Below are 18,608 nucleotides of genomic sequence, written 5' to 3'. Positions count from 1 at the left end.
TCAGCCGGCTCGGGAGGCCTCGGCGGCGATCCGGGCGATCTCCTCGGGACCCACGCGGCAGCAGCCGCCGACGTACGCAGCACCGGCCCGCACCCAGCCGAGCGCCTCCCCGGGGCGGAAGTGCGGGCTGCCGGTCCAGTCGCCGCCCTCGGGAGACGCGGTCCAGGTCTCGCCGGAGTTGGGGTAGACCACGGCGGGCTCGCCGGTGGCAGTGGCCAGCTCGATCGCCGCTGGGACGTCGGCGGGGTCGCAGCAGTTGACGCCGACGGCGACGACCGAGCGCACCTCCGCGGCCAGCGCGAGCGCGTCCGCCAGCGGCTGGCCGGCGCGAGTGCGGGTGCCGGCGCAGGAGTAGGAGAACCACACCGGCAGGCCGATGTCGTCGAGCAGGTCGACGAGCACCTCGGCCTCCTCGATGTCGGGGATCGTCTCGACCGCGATCAGGTCGGGGTCCTCGGTCTCCAGCAGCGCCAGCCGCGGGGCGTGGAAGTCGCGCAGCGTGGCCGCGTCGACGCCGTAGCGGCCGCGGTACTCCGAGCCGTCGGCCAGATAGGCGCCATAGGGTCCGATCGAGGCAGCGACCAGTCGTCCGGGGGCCTCGGCGGCCACCTCGCGGGCGATGCGGACGCTGCGGCGCAGCAGTTCGGTGGCGTACGTCTCGGTCATCCCGGCCGCGACGAACCCGGGCACGCTCGCCTGGTAGCTGGCGGTGGTGGCGACGTCGGCTCCGGCGGCGAAGTAGGTGCGGTGGACGGCGGCGATCTCCTCGGGCGACTCGTCGAGCAGACGGGCGGTCCACAGGGCTCCGGAGACGTCCTGACCACGCGCTTCGAGCGCGTTGGAGAGGCCACCGTCGAGGATCGTCACCACATCCCCGATGCTACGGCCTGCCGCCGTCAAAACTGTCGGAGGCGACCGATAGTCTGTAGTCCTTCCCCCAGGTCGTCCGTCGTGTGAGCGCGGGCTCCTGCGCCCGCTCCATCCGTTCGACCTCGAGGAGGGCTCCACGCCAATGGCGGCCGGCTCCAAGGACTCTTTCGTCCACCTGCACGTCCACACCGAATACTCGATGCTGGACGGTGCCTCGCTCCTCGATGGGCTCTTCGCGCGCACCAGCGAGCTCGAGATGCCGGCGATCGCGATGACCGACCACGGCAACATGCACGGGGCCTACGACTTCTGGAAGAAGGCGCGGGCCCACGACGTCAAGCCGATCATCGGCATCGAGGCCTACGTCACCCCCAACACCCCGCGCACCGAGCGCAAGCGGGTGCGCTGGGGCCGGGGCGACGCGGCGCAGGAGGGCGGCGACGACGTCTCGGGCGGTGGCGCCTACACCCACATGACGATGTGGGCCGAGTCGACCGAGGGGATGCACAACCTCTTCCGGCTCTCCTCGCGCTCCAGCCTCGAGGGGTACTACTTCAAGCCCCGGATGGACAAGGAGATCCTCGCGGAGCACTCCAAGGGGATCATCGTCTCCACCGGCTGCCCCTCCGGAGCCATCCAGACCCGGCTGCGGCTGGGCCAGTGGGAGGAGGCGCTCAAGGAGGCCGGAGAGCTGCAGGACATCTTCGGGAAGGACAACGTCTTCCTGGAGCTGATGGACCACGGCATCTCCATCGAGAAGCGGGTCCGCGACGACCTGCTCAAGCTCGGCAAGACGATGGGCATCCGCCCGGTCGCGACCAACGACTCCCACTACAACAACCCCGAGGACGCCTCCGCCCACGAGGCGCTGCTCTGCGTCCAGTCCGGCAGCCGGCTGACCGAGCCGCCCTACTCCAAGGGCGGCAAGCGGTTCGCCTTCGAGGGCAGCGGCTACTACATCAAGACCGCCGCCGAGATGCGCGACCTGTGGGGCCGCCAGGACCTGATGGAGGCCTGCGACAACACCCTGCTCATCGCCGAGCGCTGCGAGGTCGAGTTCACCGAGTCGACCGGTGGCTACATGGCGCGCGCAGACATCCCCGAGGGCGAGACCGAGGAGTCGTGGCTGCGCAAGGAGACCTGGCGCGGCATCGAGCTGCGCTACCCGGGTGAGAAGCTGACCCAGGAGGTCAAGGACCGCGTCGAGTTCGAGATCGACGTCATCTTGCAGAAGGGCTACCCGGGCTACTTCCTCGTGGTCGCCGACTTCATCCAGTGGTCGAAGAACAACGGCATCCGGATCGGACCGGGCCGTGGTTCGGGTGCGGGCTCGATCGTGGCGTACGCCTTGAAGATCACCGACCTCGACCCGCTCGAGCACGGACTCTTCTTCGAGCGGTTCCTCAATCCTGAGCGTCCCTCGATGCCCGACTTCGACATCGACTTCGACGACCACCGCCGTGGCGAGACGATCAAGTACGTCACGGAGAAGTACGGCGCCGAGAAGGTCGCCCAGATCGCGACGTTCGGGCGAATCAAGGCCAAGCAGGCGATCAAGGACGCCGCCCGCATCCTCGACCACGGCTTCGCCATCGGCGACCGGATCACCAAGGCGCTGCCGGCCGACGTGATGGGCAAGGGCGTCCCGCTCAAGGAGCTGTTCAACCCCGACCACAAGCGCTACGGCGAGGGCGGTGACTTCCGGGCGCTGCACGACTCCGACCCGGACGTGCGCAAGATCTACGAGACCGCGATCGGTCTCGAGGGCCAGATCCGGCAGACCGGCATCCACGCCGCCGGCGTGATCATGGCCTCCGAGCCGATCATCGACATCGTCCCGCTGATGGAGCCCAAGCAGGACGGCCAGGTCGTCACCCAGTTCGAGTATCCGACCTGTGAGTCGCTCGGCCTGGTCAAGATGGACTTCCTGGGCCTCTCCAACCTCCACACCCTCGAGGACGCCCTCGCCAACATCCGGGCCAACAAGGGCATCGACCTGATCCTCGAGGACGTCCCGTTCGACGACCGTCCGACGTATGAGCTGATGCAGCGCGGTGACACGCTCGGCGTCTTCCAGCTCGATGGTGGTGGCATGCGGGCGCTGCTGCGCTCGATGCTCCCCGACCGCTTCGCCGACATCACCGCGGTCTCCGCGCTCTACCGGCCGGGCCCGATGGGTGCCGACTCCCACAACAAGTACGCCCACCGCAAGAACGGCCGCGAGCCGATCGTGCCGATCCACCCCGAGCTCGAGGAGCCGCTCGCGGAGGTGCTGGGGGAGACCTACGGCCTGATCGTCTACCAGGAGCAGGTGATGTCGATCGCGCAGGTCCTGGCGGGGTTCTCGCTCGGACAGGCGGACAACCTGCGTCGCGCGATGGGCAAGAAGAAGAAGGCAGAGCTCGACAAGCAGTACGCCGGGTTCCAGGCCGGCATGCTCGAGCGCGGCTACTCCCAGAGTGCGATCGACACGATCTGGGAGATCCTGCTGCCGTTCTCCGACTACGCCTTCAACAAGTCGCACTCGGCGGCCTACGGCGTGGTCACCTACTGGACCGCCTACCTGAAGGCCAACTACCCGACCGAATACATGGCGGCGCTCTTGACCTCGGTCAAGAACGACAAGGACAAGATGGCGATCTACCTCAACGAGTGTCGCCGGATGAAGATCGCGGTGCTCCCGCCCGACGTCAACGAGTCCTCCCACGACTTCACCGCCGTCGGCAGCGACATCCGCTTCGGTCTCACCGCGGTCCGCAACGTCGGTGCCCAGGTGGTCGACGGCATCGTCGAGGCGCGCACCTCCAAGGGCCGCTTCGAGGACTTCAACGACTATCTCTCCAAGGTGCCCGAGCGCGCCTGCAACAAGCGCGTGATCGAGTCGCTGATCAAGGCCGGCGCCTTCGACGACATGAAGCACCGCCGCCGCGCGCTGGTCGCGATCCACGAGACCGCGGTCGACCAGTACATCGACATCAAGCGCAACGAGGCCATCGGCCAGGACTCGCTCTTCGGCGGCCTCGACGAGGACGGCGGCGACGGCTTCGGTGTCTCGGTGACCATCCCCGACATGGACGAGTGGGACAAGATGACCCTCCTCGGCCACGAGCGCGAGATGCTCGGCCTCTACGTCTCCGACCACCCGCTGATGGGCCTGGAGCACGTGCTGGCCAACGGCACCGACTGCACCATCGGTCAGCTGATGACCGACGAGTCCCGGCCCCACAACGCCACCGTGACCGTCTCCGGACTCGTCACCAATGTCAACCGGCGCATCACCAAGAAGGGCGACGCCTGGGCCACGGTGACGCTGGAGGACCTGGAGGGCTCGGTCGAGGTGCTCCTCTTCCCCTCCTCCTACCAGCTTGCCGCGCCCCACCTGGTCGAGGACTCGATCATCCGGGTCAAGGGTCAGCTCTCCCGCGACAAGGACCAGCCCGAGCTGCGTGGCCAGGAGGTCACCGTGCCCGACCTGACCGGTGGGCCGGGTGCTGCCGGGGGACCGGTGGTGATCTCGCTCCCGGCGACGCGGTGCACTCCGCAGGTGATCTCGTCGCTGCGTGACGTACTGACCACCTACCCGGGCGTAGCCGAGGTCAGGCTACGGTTGATGACACGCGACGCCACCCGGGTCATGAAGCTCGACGACCGGCTGCGGGTGACGCCGACTCCCGAGCTGTTCGCCGACCTCAAACACCTCCTCGGACCAGGATGCCTGACAATCTGATCGTGCCGCCGCCGCCAAGCCTCTACGAGACCGGTCGCCGCTCCGCCCGTCCCGACCTGTCCCGACCGGTGCTGGTGCAGGTGGCCATCATCGTGGGCGCCTTCGTCGTCGGCGGGCTCGCCGCCGGCCTCGCTGCGGCCACCTTGTGGACCCCGCCGACCGGGATGGTGCTCGAGGACAAGTGGTACCGCGGGCTCATCTCCCTCGACCCGCCCACCATCGGTCAGAACATCGACCAGGGTGTCTTCGCCGCCACCGCCTGGTTCTCCGTCTGCGCGATCGTCCTCGGCTTGCTCGTCGGCATCGCGGCCGCGGTCTGGCTGCACCGCTCCGAGCTCGTCACCCTCGCCGCCGTGACCGTCGGTGGTGCGATCGGCGGCGGGCTGATGCTGCTGGTCACCTCGCTGCTCTCGCCCGAGGACCCCAACGGCCTCGCCAAGGGCGCCGCCGACGGCACCGTCCTCCAGGACAGCTTCCAGCTCGCCTCACCCTGGCTCGTGCTCCTCGTCCCCGGCTCCGCGATGCTCGCCCTGATGGTCATCTTCCTGATGTGGGCCCCGCACGAAGACGCCGACTCGGCGCATCTGCCCCACTCCTGACCCCCGACTCGGCGCATCTGCCCCAACTGCGGACGCCGACTCGGCGCATCTGCCCCAGTTTTCGACGCCGAGTCGGCGCGTTTGCCCCAACCTTGAACGCCGAGTCGGCGCATCTGCCCCGAGATCTCGAGGCAGATGCGCCGACTCGGCGTTGTTTTCCGGGGCAGTTGCGCCGACTCGGCGTTGTTTTCTGGGGCAGTTGCGCCGACTCGGCGAAACGAGGGTTACTTGGCGATGGGGGCTAGGTCGGCGTTGGTGATCTGCGCAAGGGCCGTGGGGGAGAGCTCGATGTCGAGGCCGCGGCGGCCGCCGGAGACGTAGACGGTCTCGTACGCAGCGGCCGACTCGTCCAGGACGGTGGGGTGGGCGCGCTTCTGGCCGACGGGGGAGATCCCGCCGGCGACGTAGCCGGTGGCCCGCTCGGCGGCGGTGACCTCGGCCATCTGCGCCTTGGAGCCACCGAGGGCGCGGGCCAGCGCCTTGAGGTCGAGCTGGCCGGTGACCGGGACGATCCCGACGACGAGCTTCCCGTCGAGGGAGGCCATCAGCGTCTTGAGGACCCGGGCGGGCTCGACGCCGAGAGCCTCGGCGGCCTCGAGCCCGTAGGACTCCGCGCGCGGGTCGTGCTCGTAGGGGTGCAGGGTGAAGTCGATGCCGGCTCGGGTGAGGGCGACGGTGGCCGGGGTGCCGCCGGCGCTCTTCCCAGGACCCTTCCCTGCTTGTTTCTTGGCCATCAGTTGGGGGACCACTTCGTGCGGGCCACCTCGGTCGCGGGCAGCGAGGGGATGACGTTCATGGCGCGAAGCTCGGCGCGGAGCAGATCGGTGGCCATGCCGAGGCGTACGGCGGCGTCGGGTGCCTCCAGGAGCGCCTGCCGGTCGGGCATGGGCAGGGGAGTGGTGGCCGAGATGGTCCAGGAGAGGAACTCGGGGTCCTTAGGCAGCGAGCCGGTGAAAGGGTCCTCACGGAACTCCAGGAGCGCGGCGCGGTAGGCGGTGAAGGTCGCGCGGGCGGCGTCGACGACGGCGCTGGGTACTGCGACCTGCTCCTCGGGGAGGTCCTCGATGTCGGCGACGGGGAAGTCGCCGGAGCTGACCAGGCTGTCCATGCGGATCCGGTCGACGGCGAGCACCTCGAGGTCGAAGGAGCCGTCCTGGTGCTGCTCGACCTCGGTGATGAGCAGCTTCACGCCGACGCGATAGAGGGACTGTGCGCCGGTCTCGCCGACCTCGTAGCCCTCACGGATCGCGACGGATCCGAAGTGGCGCTCCTCCTCTTCCTGGCGGAGCAGGTGGTGGACCATCGCGCGGTAGCGGTCCTCGAAGACCCGGAGCGGCAAGGTCACGCCCGGGAACAGGACCGCGTTGAGCGGGAACATCGGTAGTCGGTCGGTCACGGGCACCAACCTATGGGGGCCGCGGGCATGTGTGCCCGCGACCCCGGCCGTGTCTCATCCGCTACTGGTGCGAGACTCAGTAGTCGGTCACGGCCCGGTCGATCTTGGCGTGGTAGCGACGACCCGTCGCGGCGCCGAGGATCGCTCCGACGAGCATGACGGCGAGCAGCACGGCACCGGCGATCAGCGCGCCCCAGCCGAGCTGGTCGCTGCTGACGCCCAGGTTGGGCAGGTCGACCTGCTGCATGATGTCGAAACTCGACCCGAACAGCGCGCCGGCCACGGCCGCGATGATCATCACCACGATGGCCACGACCCACACGCCCACCCCTTGGCGGGTGGCGTCGAAGCGGGACATCCGCGCGGCGACGTACCCACCGGCGAAGTAGCCGATGAACATCACCACGGCGAGCGTGATGGCCGCGGCCAGGCCGACGGAGCCGGACATGGACTCCAGGTCGGTACGCGACAGATCCTGGCTGGCGCCGACCGCGGAGGCGACGGCGCTGATGATCGCGCCGAGGAGGACGGTCAGCCCGACGGCGACCAGCCAGCCGAAGAAGCAGGCGCCCCAGTTCATCCCGCCGTAGGTGTCGCGGAGCGCCGCACGGCGGCCGTCCTCGGTGTGACGGTGGTGGTCGACGACGTCGTGCTCCTGCGTACGTCCGTCGTGAGCGGCGCGCGGGTTGCGGGCGTCATACGCGCCGCGGTCGAGACGGGCGGTTTCCTGCGGTGCGGTGGGCGGGGCGGTGCGCGGGCCGCCGTTCTGCAGCGGGCGGACGCCCTCGTTGGCGCTGTGCGGACGCGCCACGTGGTCGTCATGACCGACGACCGCAGGGCCGTCGGGTGAGGGGTCACGGGTCTCGGCGTGGTTCACGTCGGTCCCGGTGTACCTCTCGTCGGCATGCTTGTTCGAGCGGTGGAAAAGTCCGGACAGTGCCATGACGATCCTCCTTGGGTAGGTCAGAAGTCCGGGTACCCTGCGCGGAAATGTGATATGCGTCTCAGCTTGTCCCGCGGAGCCCGTCACTGCCGTCCACGTGGCATCGGCAGATCGGCTGGAGCGCCCGACCGCTCGTAGACTGGGACCATGATCCGCCGCATCGACCTGAGGGGCTCAGCCTCGCCCATCGACTACCGCGCCGCCGTGCCGCGCGCCGAGTTCGACATCGAGGCAGCCACTCATGCGGTGCAGCCGATCATCGACGCCGTCCGCGAGCGCGGGTACGAGGCGATCGCCGAGCTCTCCGAGAAGTTCGACGGCGTCCGCGTCGACGACATCCGGGTCCCGGCCGCCGCTCTGGCCAAGGCGCTCGACGAGCTCGACCCCGACGTCCGGGCCGGCCTCGAGGAGTCGATCGCGCGGCTGCGGGCCACCTGCGCCGCCGAGCTCGAGGAGGACGCGGTCACCGACCTGGCGCCCGGCGCCCGGGTGACCCACCGCAAGGTGCCGGTCGGTCGCGTCGGCCTCTACGTGCCCGGTGGTCTGGCTCCGCTGGTCTCCTCGGTGCTGATGAACGTCGTCCCGGCCCAGGTCGCCGGAGTGTCCTCGATCGCCCTCGCCTCGCCGCCGCAGAAGGAGTTCGGTGGCCTGCCGCAGCCCACCATCCTGGCCGCCTGCGCGCTGCTCGGGGTCGAGGAGGTCTACGCCGTCGGTGGTGCGCAGGCGATCGCGATGTTCGCCTACGGTGTCCCGGCAGGCTCGACGACCGGCGGCTGCGAGCGCGTCGACATGGTCACCGGCCCCGGCAACATCTACGTGGTCACCGCCAAGCGCCTGCTCAAGGGCCAGGTCGGCATCGACTCCGAGGCCGGTCCCACCGAGATCGCGATCCTCGCCGACGAGACCGCCGAGGCCGCCTACGTCGCCGCCGACCTGATCTCCCAGGCAGAGCACGACCCGCTGGCCGCCTCGGTGCTGGTCACCGACTCCGAGACGCTCGCCGCCGATGTCGAGGCCGAGCTCGACAAGCAGGTCGCCGCGACCAAGCACGTCGAGCGGATCCGTACGTCGCTGACCGGCACCCAGTCGGGCATCGTGCTCGTCGACGACATCGATCAGGGCGTCGACGTCGTCAACGCATACGCCGCCGAGCACCTCGAGATCCACACCGCCGACGCCGCGCGCGTGGCCGGCCGGATCCGCAACGCCGGCGCGATCTTCGTCGGCTCCTACGCGCCGGTGTCGCTGGGCGACTACTGCGCCGGCTCCAACCACGTGCTGCCCACCGGCGGCTGCGCCTGCCACTCCTCGGGACTCTCGGTGCGCGCCTTCACCAAGTCGATCCACGTCGTCGACTACTCCCGCGACGGGCTGGCCGCGGTTAAGGACCACGTGGTCACGCTGGCCGAGGCCGAGGACCTGCCCGGTCACGGCGCCGCGGTGTCTGTGAGGTTCTCGTCGTGAATACCACCCCACGACGTCCTCGCTCCGCTCCGAGCGCCGCGGGGACCCCGGAAAAGAGCTGGCCTCCCATCCGCGCCGAGCTCGCCGGGATCGAGCCCTACGGCGCGCCGCAGCTGGACGTGCCCGTCCAGCTCAACGTCAACGAGAACCCCTACCAGCCCTCCGCGGAGACGATCGCCGACATCGCCGAGAGCGTTGGCGCCGCGGCGCGCACGCTCAACCGCTATCCCGACCGCGAGTTCGTCGAGCTGCGCGAGGGGCTGGCTGCGTACCTGGCCTCGGACGTGCCGAAGGCGCAGATCAGCCCGGAGCGGGTGTGGGCCGCCAACGGCTCCAACGAGGTCATGCTGCAGCTGCTGCAGGCCTTCGGTGGGCCCGGGCGCACCGCGATCAGCTTCGCGCCGACCTACTCGATGTATCCGGAGTACGCCCGCGACACCAACACCGAGTGGGTCGTCGGTCACCGCGAGGGCGACTTCGCGATCGACCTGGAGAAGGCCCGCGCGCTGGTCGAGGAGACCCGCCCCCACGTGGTGCTGCTGCCCAGCCCCAACAACCCCACCGGCACCGCGCTGCCGCTGGAGGCCGTCACGGTGCTGTGCGAGGCCGTCGGCGATTCGGGCATCGTGGTGGTCGACGAGGCCTACGGCGAGTTCCGGCGCAGCGGGGTGCCCTCGGCGCTCGAGCTGCTTTCCGAGCACCGCAACCTGGTCGTCACCCGCACCATGTCGAAGGCGTTCGCCGGGGCCGGGCTGCGGCTCGGCTACCTGGCGGCCCACCCGGCGATCTGCGACGCGATCCGGGTCGTACGCCTGCCCTACCACCTCTCCGCGGTCACCCAGGCGGCGGCGAGCGCGGCCCTGCGGCACGCGCCGGAGCTGCTGGGCTACGTCGCCTCGCTCCGCGAGGAGCGCGACGCGCTGGTGACCTGGCTGCGCGGCGAGGGCCTCGAGGTCGCCGACTCGGACGCCAACTTCGTCCTCTTCGGGCGCTACGCCGACCGGCACGCGGTCTGGCAGGGGCTGCTCGACCGCGGCGTACTCATCCGCGAGACCGGGCCCGAGGGGTGGCTGCGGGTCTCGGTGGGTACGCCGCAGGAGATGGACGCTTTCAAGCAGGCTTTGACCGATGTGAACGGAGCACGAGCATGACCTCCCCAAGGACCGCCCGGATCGAGCGGCAGACCTCGGAGTCGAAGGTGATCGTCGAGGTGAACCTCGACGGCACCGGCCGGGTCGACGTCTCCACCGGCGTCGGCTTCTACGACCACATGCTGACCGCTTTCGGGCGTCACTCGCTGGTCGACCTGACCGTCCACTCCGACGGCGACGTGCACATCGACGCCCACCACACCGTCGAGGACACCGCGATCGTGCTCGGCCAGGCGCTGCGTGAGGCGCTTGGCGACAAGAAGGGCATCCGCCGCTACGGCGACGCGACCGTCCCGCTCGACGAGGCGCTGGTGCGCTGCGTCGTCGACGTCTCCGGTCGGCCCTACTCGGTCCACACCGGCGAGCCGGAGGGGCAGCAGTACGTGCTCCTCGGCGGCTCCGGCGTGCCCTACCTCGGATCCCTGACCCAGCACGTCTTCGACTCCATCGCCCACCACGCCCACCTGACGATGCACGTCAACGTGCTCGCCGGCCGCGAGCCGCACCACATCGTGGAGACGCAGTTCAAGGCGTTCGCCCGGGCGTTCCGCGACGCGGTCGCCTACGACCCGCGCGAGACCGGCATTCCCTCGACCAAGGGGGCACTGTGAACGAGCGTCAGCGAGTGAACCATGGTGTCAACACAGCGCCGCGTCCGAATTCTGGCGCTTGCGCTACGGAGGTGGCGCTGTGAGCGGCCCCTCGGTGGTGGTGCTCGACTACGGCTCGGGCAACGTACGCTCCGCCGTGCGCGCCGTCGAGCGTGCCGGTGCCTCGGTCGAGCTGACCGGTGACCTCGACGCCGCGATGGCGGCCGACGGGCTGCTGGTGCCCGGCGTGGGGGCCTTCGAGGCCTGCATGAAGGGGCTGCGCGAGATCCGCGGCGAGCGGATCATCGCCCGGCGCCTCGCCGGCGGGCGGCCCGTGATGGGCATCTGCGTCGGCATGCAGATCCTCTTCGAGACCGGCATCGAGCACGGCGTCGAGACCGAGGGCTGCGGCGAGTGGCCGGGTGTCGTCGAGCGTCTGCAGGCGCCGATCGTGCCCCACATGGGCTGGAACACGCTCGAGGTCCCGGAGGGCTCGGCGCTGTTCGCCGGGGCCGAGGACGAGCGCTTCTACTTCGTCCACTCCTACGGCGTGCGCGACTGGACCCTGGTCACCAACGACCGCACCGTCGCGCCGCTGGTCACCTGGGCCGAGCACGGTGGTGACCGGTTCGTGGCGGCCGTCGAGAACGGTCCGCTGTGGGCGACCCAGTTCCACCCGGAGAAGTCCGGCGACGCCGGCGCCACGATCCTGCGCAACTGGGTGCAGTCGCTGAAGGCCGCCTGAGGTGGCCCAGACCGGCGCCCGCGCGAAGGCTCGTGCCGAGCGCGAGCGGCAGGCCGCAGCGGCGGCCGAGGCGCGGGCTGCCGGCGAGGCCAGGGCCGCTGCCCGCCGCGCTCGGCGGGAGCGGCTCTTCGGGTGGCTCCCCGCTCGCCGGCCCCGCCCGAAGAGCGCGCTGGCGGAGCGCCGGCGGCGCAACGTACGCATCCTGGTCGTGGTCCTGCTCCTTCTCCTCGCGCTGGTCTATCTGGTCACCGAGGACGTCGGCACCGTGCTCTTCGCGGCGATCGCATCGGTGCTGGTCGCGCCGGTGGTCTACACGCTGCTGTTCCGCCGCTAGGGTGCTGCTCGGCTCGCCGGCCGGCGGGCTCAGAGGCTGCGGAGGACTGAACCGATGATCGACGACTTCGCGAAGATCCATCTGCACGACAAGATCCGCGGGGTCCGTGAGGCGCTGGTCTGGAAGCTCGAGGGGCTCCCCGAGGCCGACGTGCGCCGCCCGATGACCCCGACCGGCACCAGCCTGCTCGGTCTGGTCACGCACAACACGTTCTCCGATGCGCGCTACTTCGGCGAGGTCTTCGACCGCACCCCTCCGATCGACCTCCCGCCCTGGGACACCCCGGGCTGGTGGGACGCCGGCCACCGGGCCACCGACGACGAGACCCGCGCCGACATCCTCGACCTCTACCGCCGCGTCGGCGCCCACGTCGACGCCACGATCGAGGACCTCTCGATCGACGCGCCCGGTTACGTACCGTGGTGGGACGAGCACGTCATGCTCCTCAACGTCATGGCCGCCCGTCTCTGCGACGCTACCCGTCACGCCGGCCACGCCGACATCCTCCGCGAGTCCATCGACGGGTCGGTCGGTGTGAATCCCCCGGGCGCCTGAGTGCAGGAGGCGACGGTGCATCGCTGGGCGATCCCCGAGCGCGAGTACGCGCGGCACGAGACCAGGCGCGGTCGGCGGTATGCCTACGAGAGTCTCGATCCGGCCAGGACGGCGCTGCTCGTCGTGGATCTCGTGCCGTTCTTCTACGAGTCGAACGCGGTCTGTCATGCGATCACTCCGAACGTGAGGCTGCTCGCGGATGCCCTGCGCGGTGCCGGGGGTGCTGTCGCCTGGATCGTGCCGGGTGACCCCGGACCGACCGAGTGGGCGCGGGAGTTCCGTGGCGACGAGGTGGCCGACCTGTTCCGGCGCAGCGGCGGTACCGGCCCGGTCGGCAGCCGACTCGGTCCGGGGCTGACGGCACACAGCGGCGACCTGCTCGTCGAGAAGACGGCGCCGAGCGCTCTGTTCCCGGGCAGCTCCACGCTGGACGATCAGCTTCGGGAGCGGGGCATCGAGACGGTCATCGTCACCGGCACCCTCACCGAGGTCTGCGTCGCCGGCACGGCGCGGGACGCCGCCACCCTGGGATATCGCACAATCTTGGTCGCCGACGCCACCGCCGGCCGCGATGACGAGTCCCACAACGCGACGATCGTGACCATCTACCGCACCTTCGGAGACGTACGCAGCACCGAAGACGTGCTCGCGCTCGTCGCCGCAGGCGTACCGTGATGACATGACCGACTACCGGGTCTCCAGGTCCGTGGTTCTGCCGTGCGACATCGGGCGCGCTCACGCGCTGCTCAACGACTTTCACGAGTGGCCGGCGTGGTCGCCCTGGGAGGAGCTCGACCCGGACATGACGCGCACCTACTCGGGTGCGGACTCCGGGGTCGGCGCCCGCTATGCGTGGTCCGGCAACAAGCGTGCAGGGTCGGGGTCGATGGAGATCGTCGAGTCGCGGCCTGACCACATCGACGTGGCGCTGGAGTTCCTCAAGCCGTTCAAGAGCCGGAGCACGGTGAGCTTCGACCTCGCCACCGTCGCCGACGGCACCGAGCTGACCTGGAGCCACGCCGGGTCGGTCGGGGGCCCGATGGGCCTGATGCTCAGGTTCTACTCGATGGAGAAGGCGATCGCGCCGGACATGGAGAAGGGGCTGGCCAAGCTGCAACGGGTAGTGCAGACGTGAGCGCGGCGGCCTCGGGTAGGACGGACCGTAGGAGCCGGCGATCAGCCGAGCAGCGCGGCGTTGATCTCAGCGACTCGATGGAGAGAGATCCCCTGGGCCTGCTCCAGTGCCAGCCGATGCCTGCCGGACGGCTCGAGCCGGATCAGCGGAGTGATGCCCGGCCCTCGCGTGTGCAGCGTGGTGGGCAAGGACAGCGTGGTCTCCTCGTAGCAGGGAAGATCGGTGCAGAGCCAGGCGAACATCGGTGCCAGCTGGGCGCGTTCTGGATCCACCCAGTTCCTCGCCTGGGTGTTCATGTCCTTCTCGCTGAGCGAGACCCATACGCCCCAGGAGAAGCTGTCGTCCGCATCGTGCACCGGGATCTCGAGCAGGGCCCGTAGGAAATACTGGGTTCCATCGCGGTCGTGAAGGATGCAGGAGTCTGCGTTGATCTCACCTGCGGACCGCTCGGTGTCCGTAGCCATCATCCAGGGCAGAGGAGCCGGCGATCCGAAAGACATCGCATACTCCTCGTGCGCCGCTCCGCAACATGAGCACGTCCATCCGGTCCCGGTCTGTGGTGACGTCACCCTGTTCGTTTCCTTCCCATTGCTTCGCCTGATGGCGAGTGAGCGCAGCGTACAAGACCATCCAGAGCGCTCGACGTGCAAGCGGAGCGCACGGAGCTCCAGCATCGGCTTGACCGGTGATATCCGTTTGTTCCTGCCGCGAAGGCGTCCTAGGTTGCCGGTCATGACGCCTCGGAGGTTCGGGATCTGCATCGACGCCAACGACCCGGAGCGGGTGGCGGCGTTCTGGGCGACCGTGCTCGGCCGGGAGGCCGGGGTGCGTGGTGAGGAGATCAGCCTGCTGCCACGCTCGGACGACGACATCCGGATCCGGTTCCTGCCGACCGACGAGCCGAAGGCGATGGCGAACCCGCACCACCTCCACCTCACCAGCCGGCTGGCCGATGACCAGCAGCGCACCGTGGACCGGCTGCTCAGCCTCGGCGCCAGGCACCTCGACGTGGGTCAGCTGCCCGAGGAGGACCATGTCGTGCTCGGTGACCCGGAGGGCAACGAGCTGTGCGTGATCCCCGCAGGCAACAGCTGGCTGGCGGGCACCGGCTTCCTGGGTGAGGTCGCAGCCGACGGGTCGCGAGACGCCGGGATCTTCTGGAGCGAGGCGCTGGGCTGGCCGCTGGTCTGGGACGAGGACGGCGAGACCGCGGTGGCGACACCGTCCGCCAGCGCGAAGGTCGCCTGGGGTGGACCGCCATCGGTGCCGCGTGGGCCGCGGGACCGGTTCCGGTTCGACCTGGTCGCGCCCGAGGGTGTCGGTCGGGAGGAGGAGATCGAGCGGCTGGTCGGGCTCGGTGCCACCGTGGTCACCGAGCTGGGTGGCGACGGGCGCTGGGCGCGGATGAGCGACCCCGATGCGTACGTTTTCGAGGTGCTGGCGCCTCGCTGAGCGGGTTCCGTCTCGCACCCGGACGGCGGGGCGAAGGTCGCGGCGCGGGGAACATAGGATCGTACCCATGGGTGACTACCTCGAGCTCCTGCCGGCCGTCGATGTGAAGGGCGGGCAGGCGGTGCAGCTGGTCCAGGGCGTGGACGGGTCGGAGAAACGGTTCGGCGATCCCTTCGAGGCCGCTCTGCGCTGGCAGGAGACCGGCGCGGAGTGGATCCATCTGGTGGACCTCGACGCCGCGTTCGGCCACGGCAACAACCGCGAGACGCTCGCCGGGATCGTCGGCAAGCTCGACATCAAGGTCGAGATGAGCGGCGGGATCCGCGACGACGAGTCCCTCGAGGCCGCGATGGCGACCGGGTGCCGGCGGGTCAACATCGGCACCGCCGCGCTGGAGAACCCGGAGTGGACCCGGCGCGCGATCGCGACCTACGGCGACCGGGTCGCGGTGGGCCTGGACGTACGCGGCCGCACCCTCGCCGCCCGCGGCTGGACCAAGGAGGGCGGCGACCTCTACGAGACGCTCGCCCGCCTCGACTCCGAGGGCTGCGCGCGCTACGTCGTCACCGACGTCAACAAGGACGGCATGCTCCAGGGCCCCAACCTCGAGCTGCTTCGCACGGTCTGCGAGGCCACCGACCGTCCGGTAGTGGCCAGTGGGGGAGTGACCACGATCGACGACATCGAGGCGCTGATGGGTCTGGTGGAGGTCGGCGTGGAGGGTGCCATCGCCGGCACCGCGCTCTACACCGGCTCGCTCGACCTCGCCGAGGCGCTCGACCTGACCCTCGGCCGGCAGCGCGGGGACCAGTCATGACTCTTGCGGTCCGGGTGATCCCGTGCCTCGATGTCGACGCCGGTCGCGTCGTCAAGGGGATCAACTTCAAGGAGCTGCGCGACGCCGGCGACCCGGTGGAGCTGGCCGCGACGTACGACAAGGAAGGTGCCGACGAGCTCACCTTCCTCGACATCTCCGCCTCCCACGAGGGTCGGGCGACGACGCTCGAGATCGTGACCCGCACCGCGGAGCAGGTCTTCATCCCGCTCACGGTCGGTGGCGGGATCCGCAGCGTCGAGGACGTCGACCGGATGCTCCGCGCCGGTGCGGACAAGATCGCGGTCAACACCGCCGCGATCGACCGTCCCGAGCTGATCGCGGAGATCGCCGACCGGTTCGGCAATCAGGTGCTGGTGCTCTCCGTGGACGCGCGCCGGGCGGAGGGGACCTCGTCGGGCTTCGAGGTGACCACCCACGGTGGCCGGGAATCCGCCGGCCGGCCGGGGCCTCGTGGTGATTGGCGTCCGTTGGACGCGATCGAGTGGGCGGCGACCGCTGCTGAGCTGGGCGCCGGCGAGATCCTGCTCAACGCGATGGACGCCGACGGCACCGAGGACGGTTTCGACATCGACCTGATCAAGGCCGTACGCAGCGAGGTGACCGTCCCGGTCATCGCCTCCGGCGGCGCGGGCCGGGCCGAGCACTTCCCGCCCGCGGTGGAGGCCGGCGCAGACGCTGTTCTGGCGGCGACGATCTTCCACTTCGGCAAGGTGCGGGTCGGCGAGGTCAAGCAGGCGCTCGCGGGAGCGGGCGCGCCGGTTCGCTGAGGTCAGGGGCGTGTCATTTTCCCGCCATGGCGGGAAAATGCGCGGCCCTGCGGCCGGGGTAGCCCCGCAGAATCCCGCCATGGCGGGATTCTGCCCATCCGCGCGAGCTAGCTCAGCAGGTCGGCAGGGATCTGCCCGTGGCGTACGCGCTGGGGGTGGTTGCCGACGTCGAGGTAGGCGAGCTCCTCGCCGGTGCGGAAGTCGATGACGGCGACCGCGTCGGCGTCCGAGAGTGATGCCCAGCAGGTGTCGCCGATGCCCTCGGTGGTCCAGTAGGGCTTGCCGTAGTAGTGGCCGGTGGTCTGCTCGTCGAGCGTCTTGTACTGCCCCGTCTCGCGGTCGACCATCGCGACGTAGTCGTCCATCGTGCCGGCGGCGCACAGCGTCTCGCCCTCGGCGTCGATCGAGAGCCCGTGGTGGGCGGAGTCGTTCACGTAGAGCTCGCGCGGCAGCCGGGTGCGCTTGGGGAGCGGGATGACCCGGGTGACGGCGCCGGTACGCGGCTCCTCGATCGAGCCGGTGGAGTAGCCGACCTTTCTGTCGATGTCCGGCGCCTGGGTGTCGAACTCGACCAGGCCGTGCAGGAACGAGACCTGGAAGTAGATGAACCGCTCGCCAGGGGCGACCGCCATGGGGCGTACGGCTGAGGAGATAGCCGGGTAGCCGGCCTCCTCCAGCTCCTTGCCCATCTCCCAACGATGGCTGACCTCGAAGGTGGCCTCGTCGACGATCTCGAACCAGCGGTCGCCCTTGATCGCGTCGTGGATCGGGCCGATCTTGATCGGCGGGAGCAGGTCGGTGCCGGGGATCTTGCCCAGACCGAGCTGGTCGAGGTTGATCAGCGGGAGCGAGTCGAGGGAGAGCTCCTTCTGGTCGCCGGGCAGGTAGACGCGGCCGATGGAGGCGTGGAAGATCTGCGAGCCGTCGGCGGAGTAGTTGTTCTCGTGGGGCGTCTCGCCCGACTCGAACGTACGCAGCCGCTCGCCCGTCCGCGGGTCGCCTTCCCCGCCCATCCAGTACTCGTGCACGGTCCGCGACGTCGAGTCGGAGACGAGCAGCTTGGTGCCGTCGGGGGAGAGGCCCATGTGGTCGGTGCGGTGCCCGTCCATCTGCTGCTCGACGACGATCGAGTCGGGCGCGCCTGCCAGCGCCTTCTCGATGTCGATCCAGACCACGTCGGCCAGACTGGGCCGGGAAACAGCCAGCAGCTTCCCGTCCCGGGTGGTGAACATGTCGTCCACGAGCTGGTCGTTGCCCTCCCCGGGGCCGTAGCGGACGAGGTAGTACATCGCGAGCCGCTCGGGATCCTGGTGGATCTCCGCGATCTCCTCGTCCTTGTCCGGGACCAGATTCACGTCCTTACGCAGCACCTCGAGCGTGCGTGCATCGACGATCGACGCCGTCCCGTCCCAGTTGTTGCCCACGACCATCACGTCCCGCAGGTCTGTCGACGCACTCGGGCTCGCGCTCAGCGCAGGCGCCGCTGCGGTGAGTGAGAAGACGAAGAGCACGGCCACGGTGACTGCTGCCGCACGACGCATCGTGGGACCTCCTGGGGGATTCGGTTATGTGTGACACAACGTCTCGGAGGGTGGGGAGGTTACGGCTATCCTCCGGTCCTCCGGTGGTCGAGCTTGTCGAGACCTCCCTGCCGGAAACGTGTCGCTGAAGCGGATTGTGGGCCGCCGACCCGTTCGTGAGGGTCTTCTCGACCTGTCCCGGAGTCAAGGACGGCCTACGGCCGCCGGCTACGCCGGCCGCTTCGCGGTCCTGGACACCGGAACAGGTCGAGAAAAGATTTGGCTGGTTATCGGGGCGGCGGCCCGGGCGTGGTCGCGGGGATTCGGTCGCTGGAGCTAGTCCCCGGTGGTCGAGCTTGTCGAGACCACCCCACCCGCAACGCCGACCCCCGCCGGTGTTCACCGGAGGTCGAGCCTGTCGAGACCTCCCTGCCGGAAACGTGTCGTCGAGGCTGGTCAGGGCCGCCGACCCGTTCGTGAGGGTCTTCTCGACCCGTCCCGGAGTCAAGGACGGCCTACGGC

General features: G+C 69.7%; 19 protein-coding genes. 13 read left to right on the top strand and 6 right to left on the bottom strand.

The genetic code is table 11. The features are described 5' to 3' along the window. Nucleotides 1-870, bottom strand: a complete 870-nt coding sequence (gene mmuM / locus IEY81_RS13580; RefSeq protein ID WP_229787843.1) for a homocysteine S-methyltransferase — start codon at nucleotides 868-870, stop codon at nucleotides 1-3. Nucleotides 871-1,012: 142 nt separating this feature from the next. Between mmuM and dnaE the strand changes: the two genes are divergently transcribed. Next, nucleotides 1,013-4,597, top strand: a complete 3,585-nt coding sequence (dnaE, locus tag IEY81_RS13575; protein ID WP_189119018.1) for a DNA polymerase III subunit alpha — start codon at nucleotides 1,013-1,015, stop codon at nucleotides 4,595-4,597. Between the two features lie 2 nt (nucleotides 4,598-4,599). After that, nucleotides 4,600-5,196: a hypothetical protein gene (locus IEY81_RS13570; RefSeq protein ID WP_189119017.1), complete on the top strand. Its 597-nt coding sequence runs from the start codon at nucleotides 4,600-4,602 to the stop codon at nucleotides 5,194-5,196. 224 nt (nucleotides 5,197-5,420) lie between these two features. On the opposite strand, the gene ybaK is transcribed toward IEY81_RS13570, so the two are convergent. From ybaK to IEY81_RS13555, 3 genes are all read right to left on the bottom strand, one after another. Then, nucleotides 5,421-5,930: a Cys-tRNA(Pro) deacylase gene (gene ybaK / locus IEY81_RS13565; protein ID WP_189119016.1), complete on the bottom strand. Its 510-nt coding sequence runs from the start codon at nucleotides 5,928-5,930 to the stop codon at nucleotides 5,421-5,423. Continuing rightward, complete coding sequence (locus IEY81_RS13560) at nucleotides 5,930-6,592, bottom strand: LON peptidase substrate-binding domain-containing protein (RefSeq protein ID WP_189119015.1); 663 nt, start codon at nucleotides 6,590-6,592, stop codon at nucleotides 5,930-5,932. Before IEY81_RS13560 ends, ybaK begins: the two co-directional genes overlap by 1 nt. A gap of 76 nt (nucleotides 6,593-6,668) precedes the next feature. Further along, nucleotides 6,669-7,535 carry a hypothetical protein gene (locus tag IEY81_RS13555; RefSeq protein WP_189119014.1) on the bottom strand — a complete coding sequence of 289 codons (867 nt, stop codon included), beginning with the start codon at nucleotides 7,533-7,535 and terminating at the stop codon, nucleotides 6,669-6,671. A 147-nt stretch (nucleotides 7,536-7,682) separates the two neighbouring features. On the opposite strand from IEY81_RS13555, the gene hisD reads away from it, so the two are divergent. From hisD to IEY81_RS13515, 8 genes are all read left to right on the top strand, one after another. Further along, nucleotides 7,683-8,999 carry a histidinol dehydrogenase gene (hisD, locus tag IEY81_RS13550; protein WP_189119013.1) on the top strand — a complete coding sequence of 439 codons (1,317 nt, stop codon included), beginning with the start codon at nucleotides 7,683-7,685 and terminating at the stop codon, nucleotides 8,997-8,999. After that, on the top strand, nucleotides 8,996-10,150 hold the full coding sequence (locus IEY81_RS13545; protein WP_373292233.1) for a histidinol-phosphate transaminase: 1,155 nt from the start codon (nucleotides 8,996-8,998) through the stop codon (nucleotides 10,148-10,150). Before hisD ends, IEY81_RS13545 begins: the two co-directional genes overlap by 4 nt. After that, a complete protein-coding gene (hisB, locus tag IEY81_RS13540) occupies nucleotides 10,147-10,761 on the top strand; it encodes an imidazoleglycerol-phosphate dehydratase HisB (protein ID WP_189119012.1) in 615 nt (204 codons plus the stop codon). The genes IEY81_RS13545 and hisB overlap by 4 nt, the downstream gene beginning before the upstream one ends. 79 nt (nucleotides 10,762-10,840) lie before the next feature. After that, a complete protein-coding gene (hisH, locus tag IEY81_RS13535; protein ID WP_189119011.1) occupies nucleotides 10,841-11,485 on the top strand; it encodes an imidazole glycerol phosphate synthase subunit HisH in 645 nt (214 codons plus the stop codon). A 1-nt stretch (nucleotide 11,486) separates the two neighbouring features. After that, the gene (locus IEY81_RS13530) at nucleotides 11,487-11,819 is read left to right on the top strand and encodes a hypothetical protein (protein ID WP_189119010.1); all 333 of its coding nucleotides are present in this window, start codon (nucleotides 11,487-11,489) and stop codon (nucleotides 11,817-11,819) included. 54 nt (nucleotides 11,820-11,873) lie between these two features. Further along, nucleotides 11,874-12,374 carry a DinB family protein gene (locus tag IEY81_RS13525; protein WP_189119009.1) on the top strand — a complete coding sequence of 167 codons (501 nt, stop codon included), beginning with the start codon at nucleotides 11,874-11,876 and terminating at the stop codon, nucleotides 12,372-12,374. A gap of 15 nt (nucleotides 12,375-12,389) precedes the next feature. Continuing rightward, nucleotides 12,390-13,049 carry a cysteine hydrolase family protein gene (locus IEY81_RS13520; protein WP_229787841.1) on the top strand — a complete coding sequence of 220 codons (660 nt, stop codon included), beginning with the start codon at nucleotides 12,390-12,392 and terminating at the stop codon, nucleotides 13,047-13,049. Nucleotides 13,050-13,053: 4 nt separating this feature from the next. Further along, complete coding sequence (locus IEY81_RS13515; protein WP_189119007.1) at nucleotides 13,054-13,509, top strand: SRPBCC family protein; 456 nt, start codon at nucleotides 13,054-13,056, stop codon at nucleotides 13,507-13,509. A 41-nt stretch (nucleotides 13,510-13,550) separates the two neighbouring features. On the opposite strand, the gene IEY81_RS13510 is transcribed toward IEY81_RS13515, so the two are convergent. Continuing rightward, nucleotides 13,551-14,183, bottom strand: a complete 633-nt coding sequence (locus IEY81_RS13510; RefSeq protein ID WP_268244500.1) for a DUF2199 domain-containing protein — start codon at nucleotides 14,181-14,183, stop codon at nucleotides 13,551-13,553. A 58-nt stretch (nucleotides 14,184-14,241) separates the two neighbouring features. Between IEY81_RS13510 and IEY81_RS13505 the strand changes: the two genes are divergently transcribed. The 3 genes from IEY81_RS13505 to hisF all read left to right on the top strand — a co-directional run bounded on the left by IEY81_RS13505 (nucleotide 14,242) and on the right by hisF (nucleotide 16,566). Beyond that, entirely contained in the window at nucleotides 14,242-14,961 is a 720-nt protein-coding gene (locus IEY81_RS13505) for a VOC family protein (protein ID WP_189119005.1), read from the top strand. Between the two features lie 67 nt (nucleotides 14,962-15,028). Further along, a complete protein-coding gene (gene priA, locus IEY81_RS13500) occupies nucleotides 15,029-15,778 on the top strand; it encodes a bifunctional 1-(5-phosphoribosyl)-5-((5-phosphoribosylamino)methylideneamino)imidazole-4-carboxamide isomerase/phosphoribosylanthranilate isomerase PriA (protein ID WP_189119004.1) in 750 nt (249 codons plus the stop codon). Further along, entirely contained in the window at nucleotides 15,775-16,566 is a 792-nt protein-coding gene (gene hisF, locus IEY81_RS13495) for an imidazole glycerol phosphate synthase subunit HisF (RefSeq protein ID WP_189119003.1), read from the top strand. Before priA ends, hisF begins: the two co-directional genes overlap by 4 nt. A 107-nt stretch (nucleotides 16,567-16,673) precedes the next feature. Here hisF and IEY81_RS13490 read toward each other — a convergent pair whose 3' ends face one another. Beyond that, complete coding sequence (locus IEY81_RS13490; protein ID WP_189119002.1) at nucleotides 16,674-18,107, bottom strand: YncE family protein; 1,434 nt, start codon at nucleotides 18,105-18,107, stop codon at nucleotides 16,674-16,676. Nucleotides 18,108-18,608: the final 501 nt, after the last annotated feature.

It is taken from the genome of Nocardioides luteus (genome assembly GCF_014648595.1).
Lineage (GTDB): Bacteria > Actinomycetota > Actinomycetes > Propionibacteriales > Nocardioidaceae > Nocardioides > Nocardioides luteus.
This window is presented reverse-complemented; position numbering and strand designations above follow the sequence as displayed.

Bases quoted from the DNA above. Each gene is read 5' to 3' on its own strand.
- IEY81_RS13515 (WP_189119007.1), top strand. From the start codon at position 13,054: ATGACCGACTACCGGGTCTCCAGGTCCGTGGTTCTGCCGTGCGACATC.
- IEY81_RS13505 (WP_189119005.1), top strand. From the start codon at position 14,242: ATGACGCCTCGGAGGTTCGGGATCTGCATCGACGCCAACGACCCGGAG.
- IEY81_RS13510 (WP_268244500.1), bottom strand. From the start codon at position 14,183: ATGCTGGAGCTCCGTGCGCTCCGCTTGCACGTCGAGCGCTCTGGATGG.
- IEY81_RS13525 (WP_189119009.1), top strand. From the start codon at position 11,874: ATGATCGACGACTTCGCGAAGATCCATCTGCACGACAAGATCCGCGGG.
- dnaE (WP_189119018.1), top strand. From the start codon at position 1,013: ATGGCGGCCGGCTCCAAGGACTCTTTCGTCCACCTGCACGTCCACACC.
- ybaK (WP_189119016.1), bottom strand. From the start codon at position 5,930: ATGGCCAAGAAACAAGCAGGGAAGGGTCCTGGGAAGAGCGCCGGCGGC.
- priA (WP_189119004.1), top strand. From the start codon at position 15,029: ATGGGTGACTACCTCGAGCTCCTGCCGGCCGTCGATGTGAAGGGCGGG.
- IEY81_RS13555 (WP_189119014.1), bottom strand. From the start codon at position 7,535: ATGGCACTGTCCGGACTTTTCCACCGCTCGAACAAGCATGCCGACGAG.
- hisF (WP_189119003.1), top strand. From the start codon at position 15,775: ATGACTCTTGCGGTCCGGGTGATCCCGTGCCTCGATGTCGACGCCGGT.
- IEY81_RS13490 (WP_189119002.1), bottom strand. From the start codon at position 18,107: ATGCGTCGTGCGGCAGCAGTCACCGTGGCCGTGCTCTTCGTCTTCTCA.
- hisB (WP_189119012.1), top strand. From the start codon at position 10,147: ATGACCTCCCCAAGGACCGCCCGGATCGAGCGGCAGACCTCGGAGTCG.
- hisD (WP_189119013.1), top strand. From the start codon at position 7,683: ATGATCCGCCGCATCGACCTGAGGGGCTCAGCCTCGCCCATCGACTAC.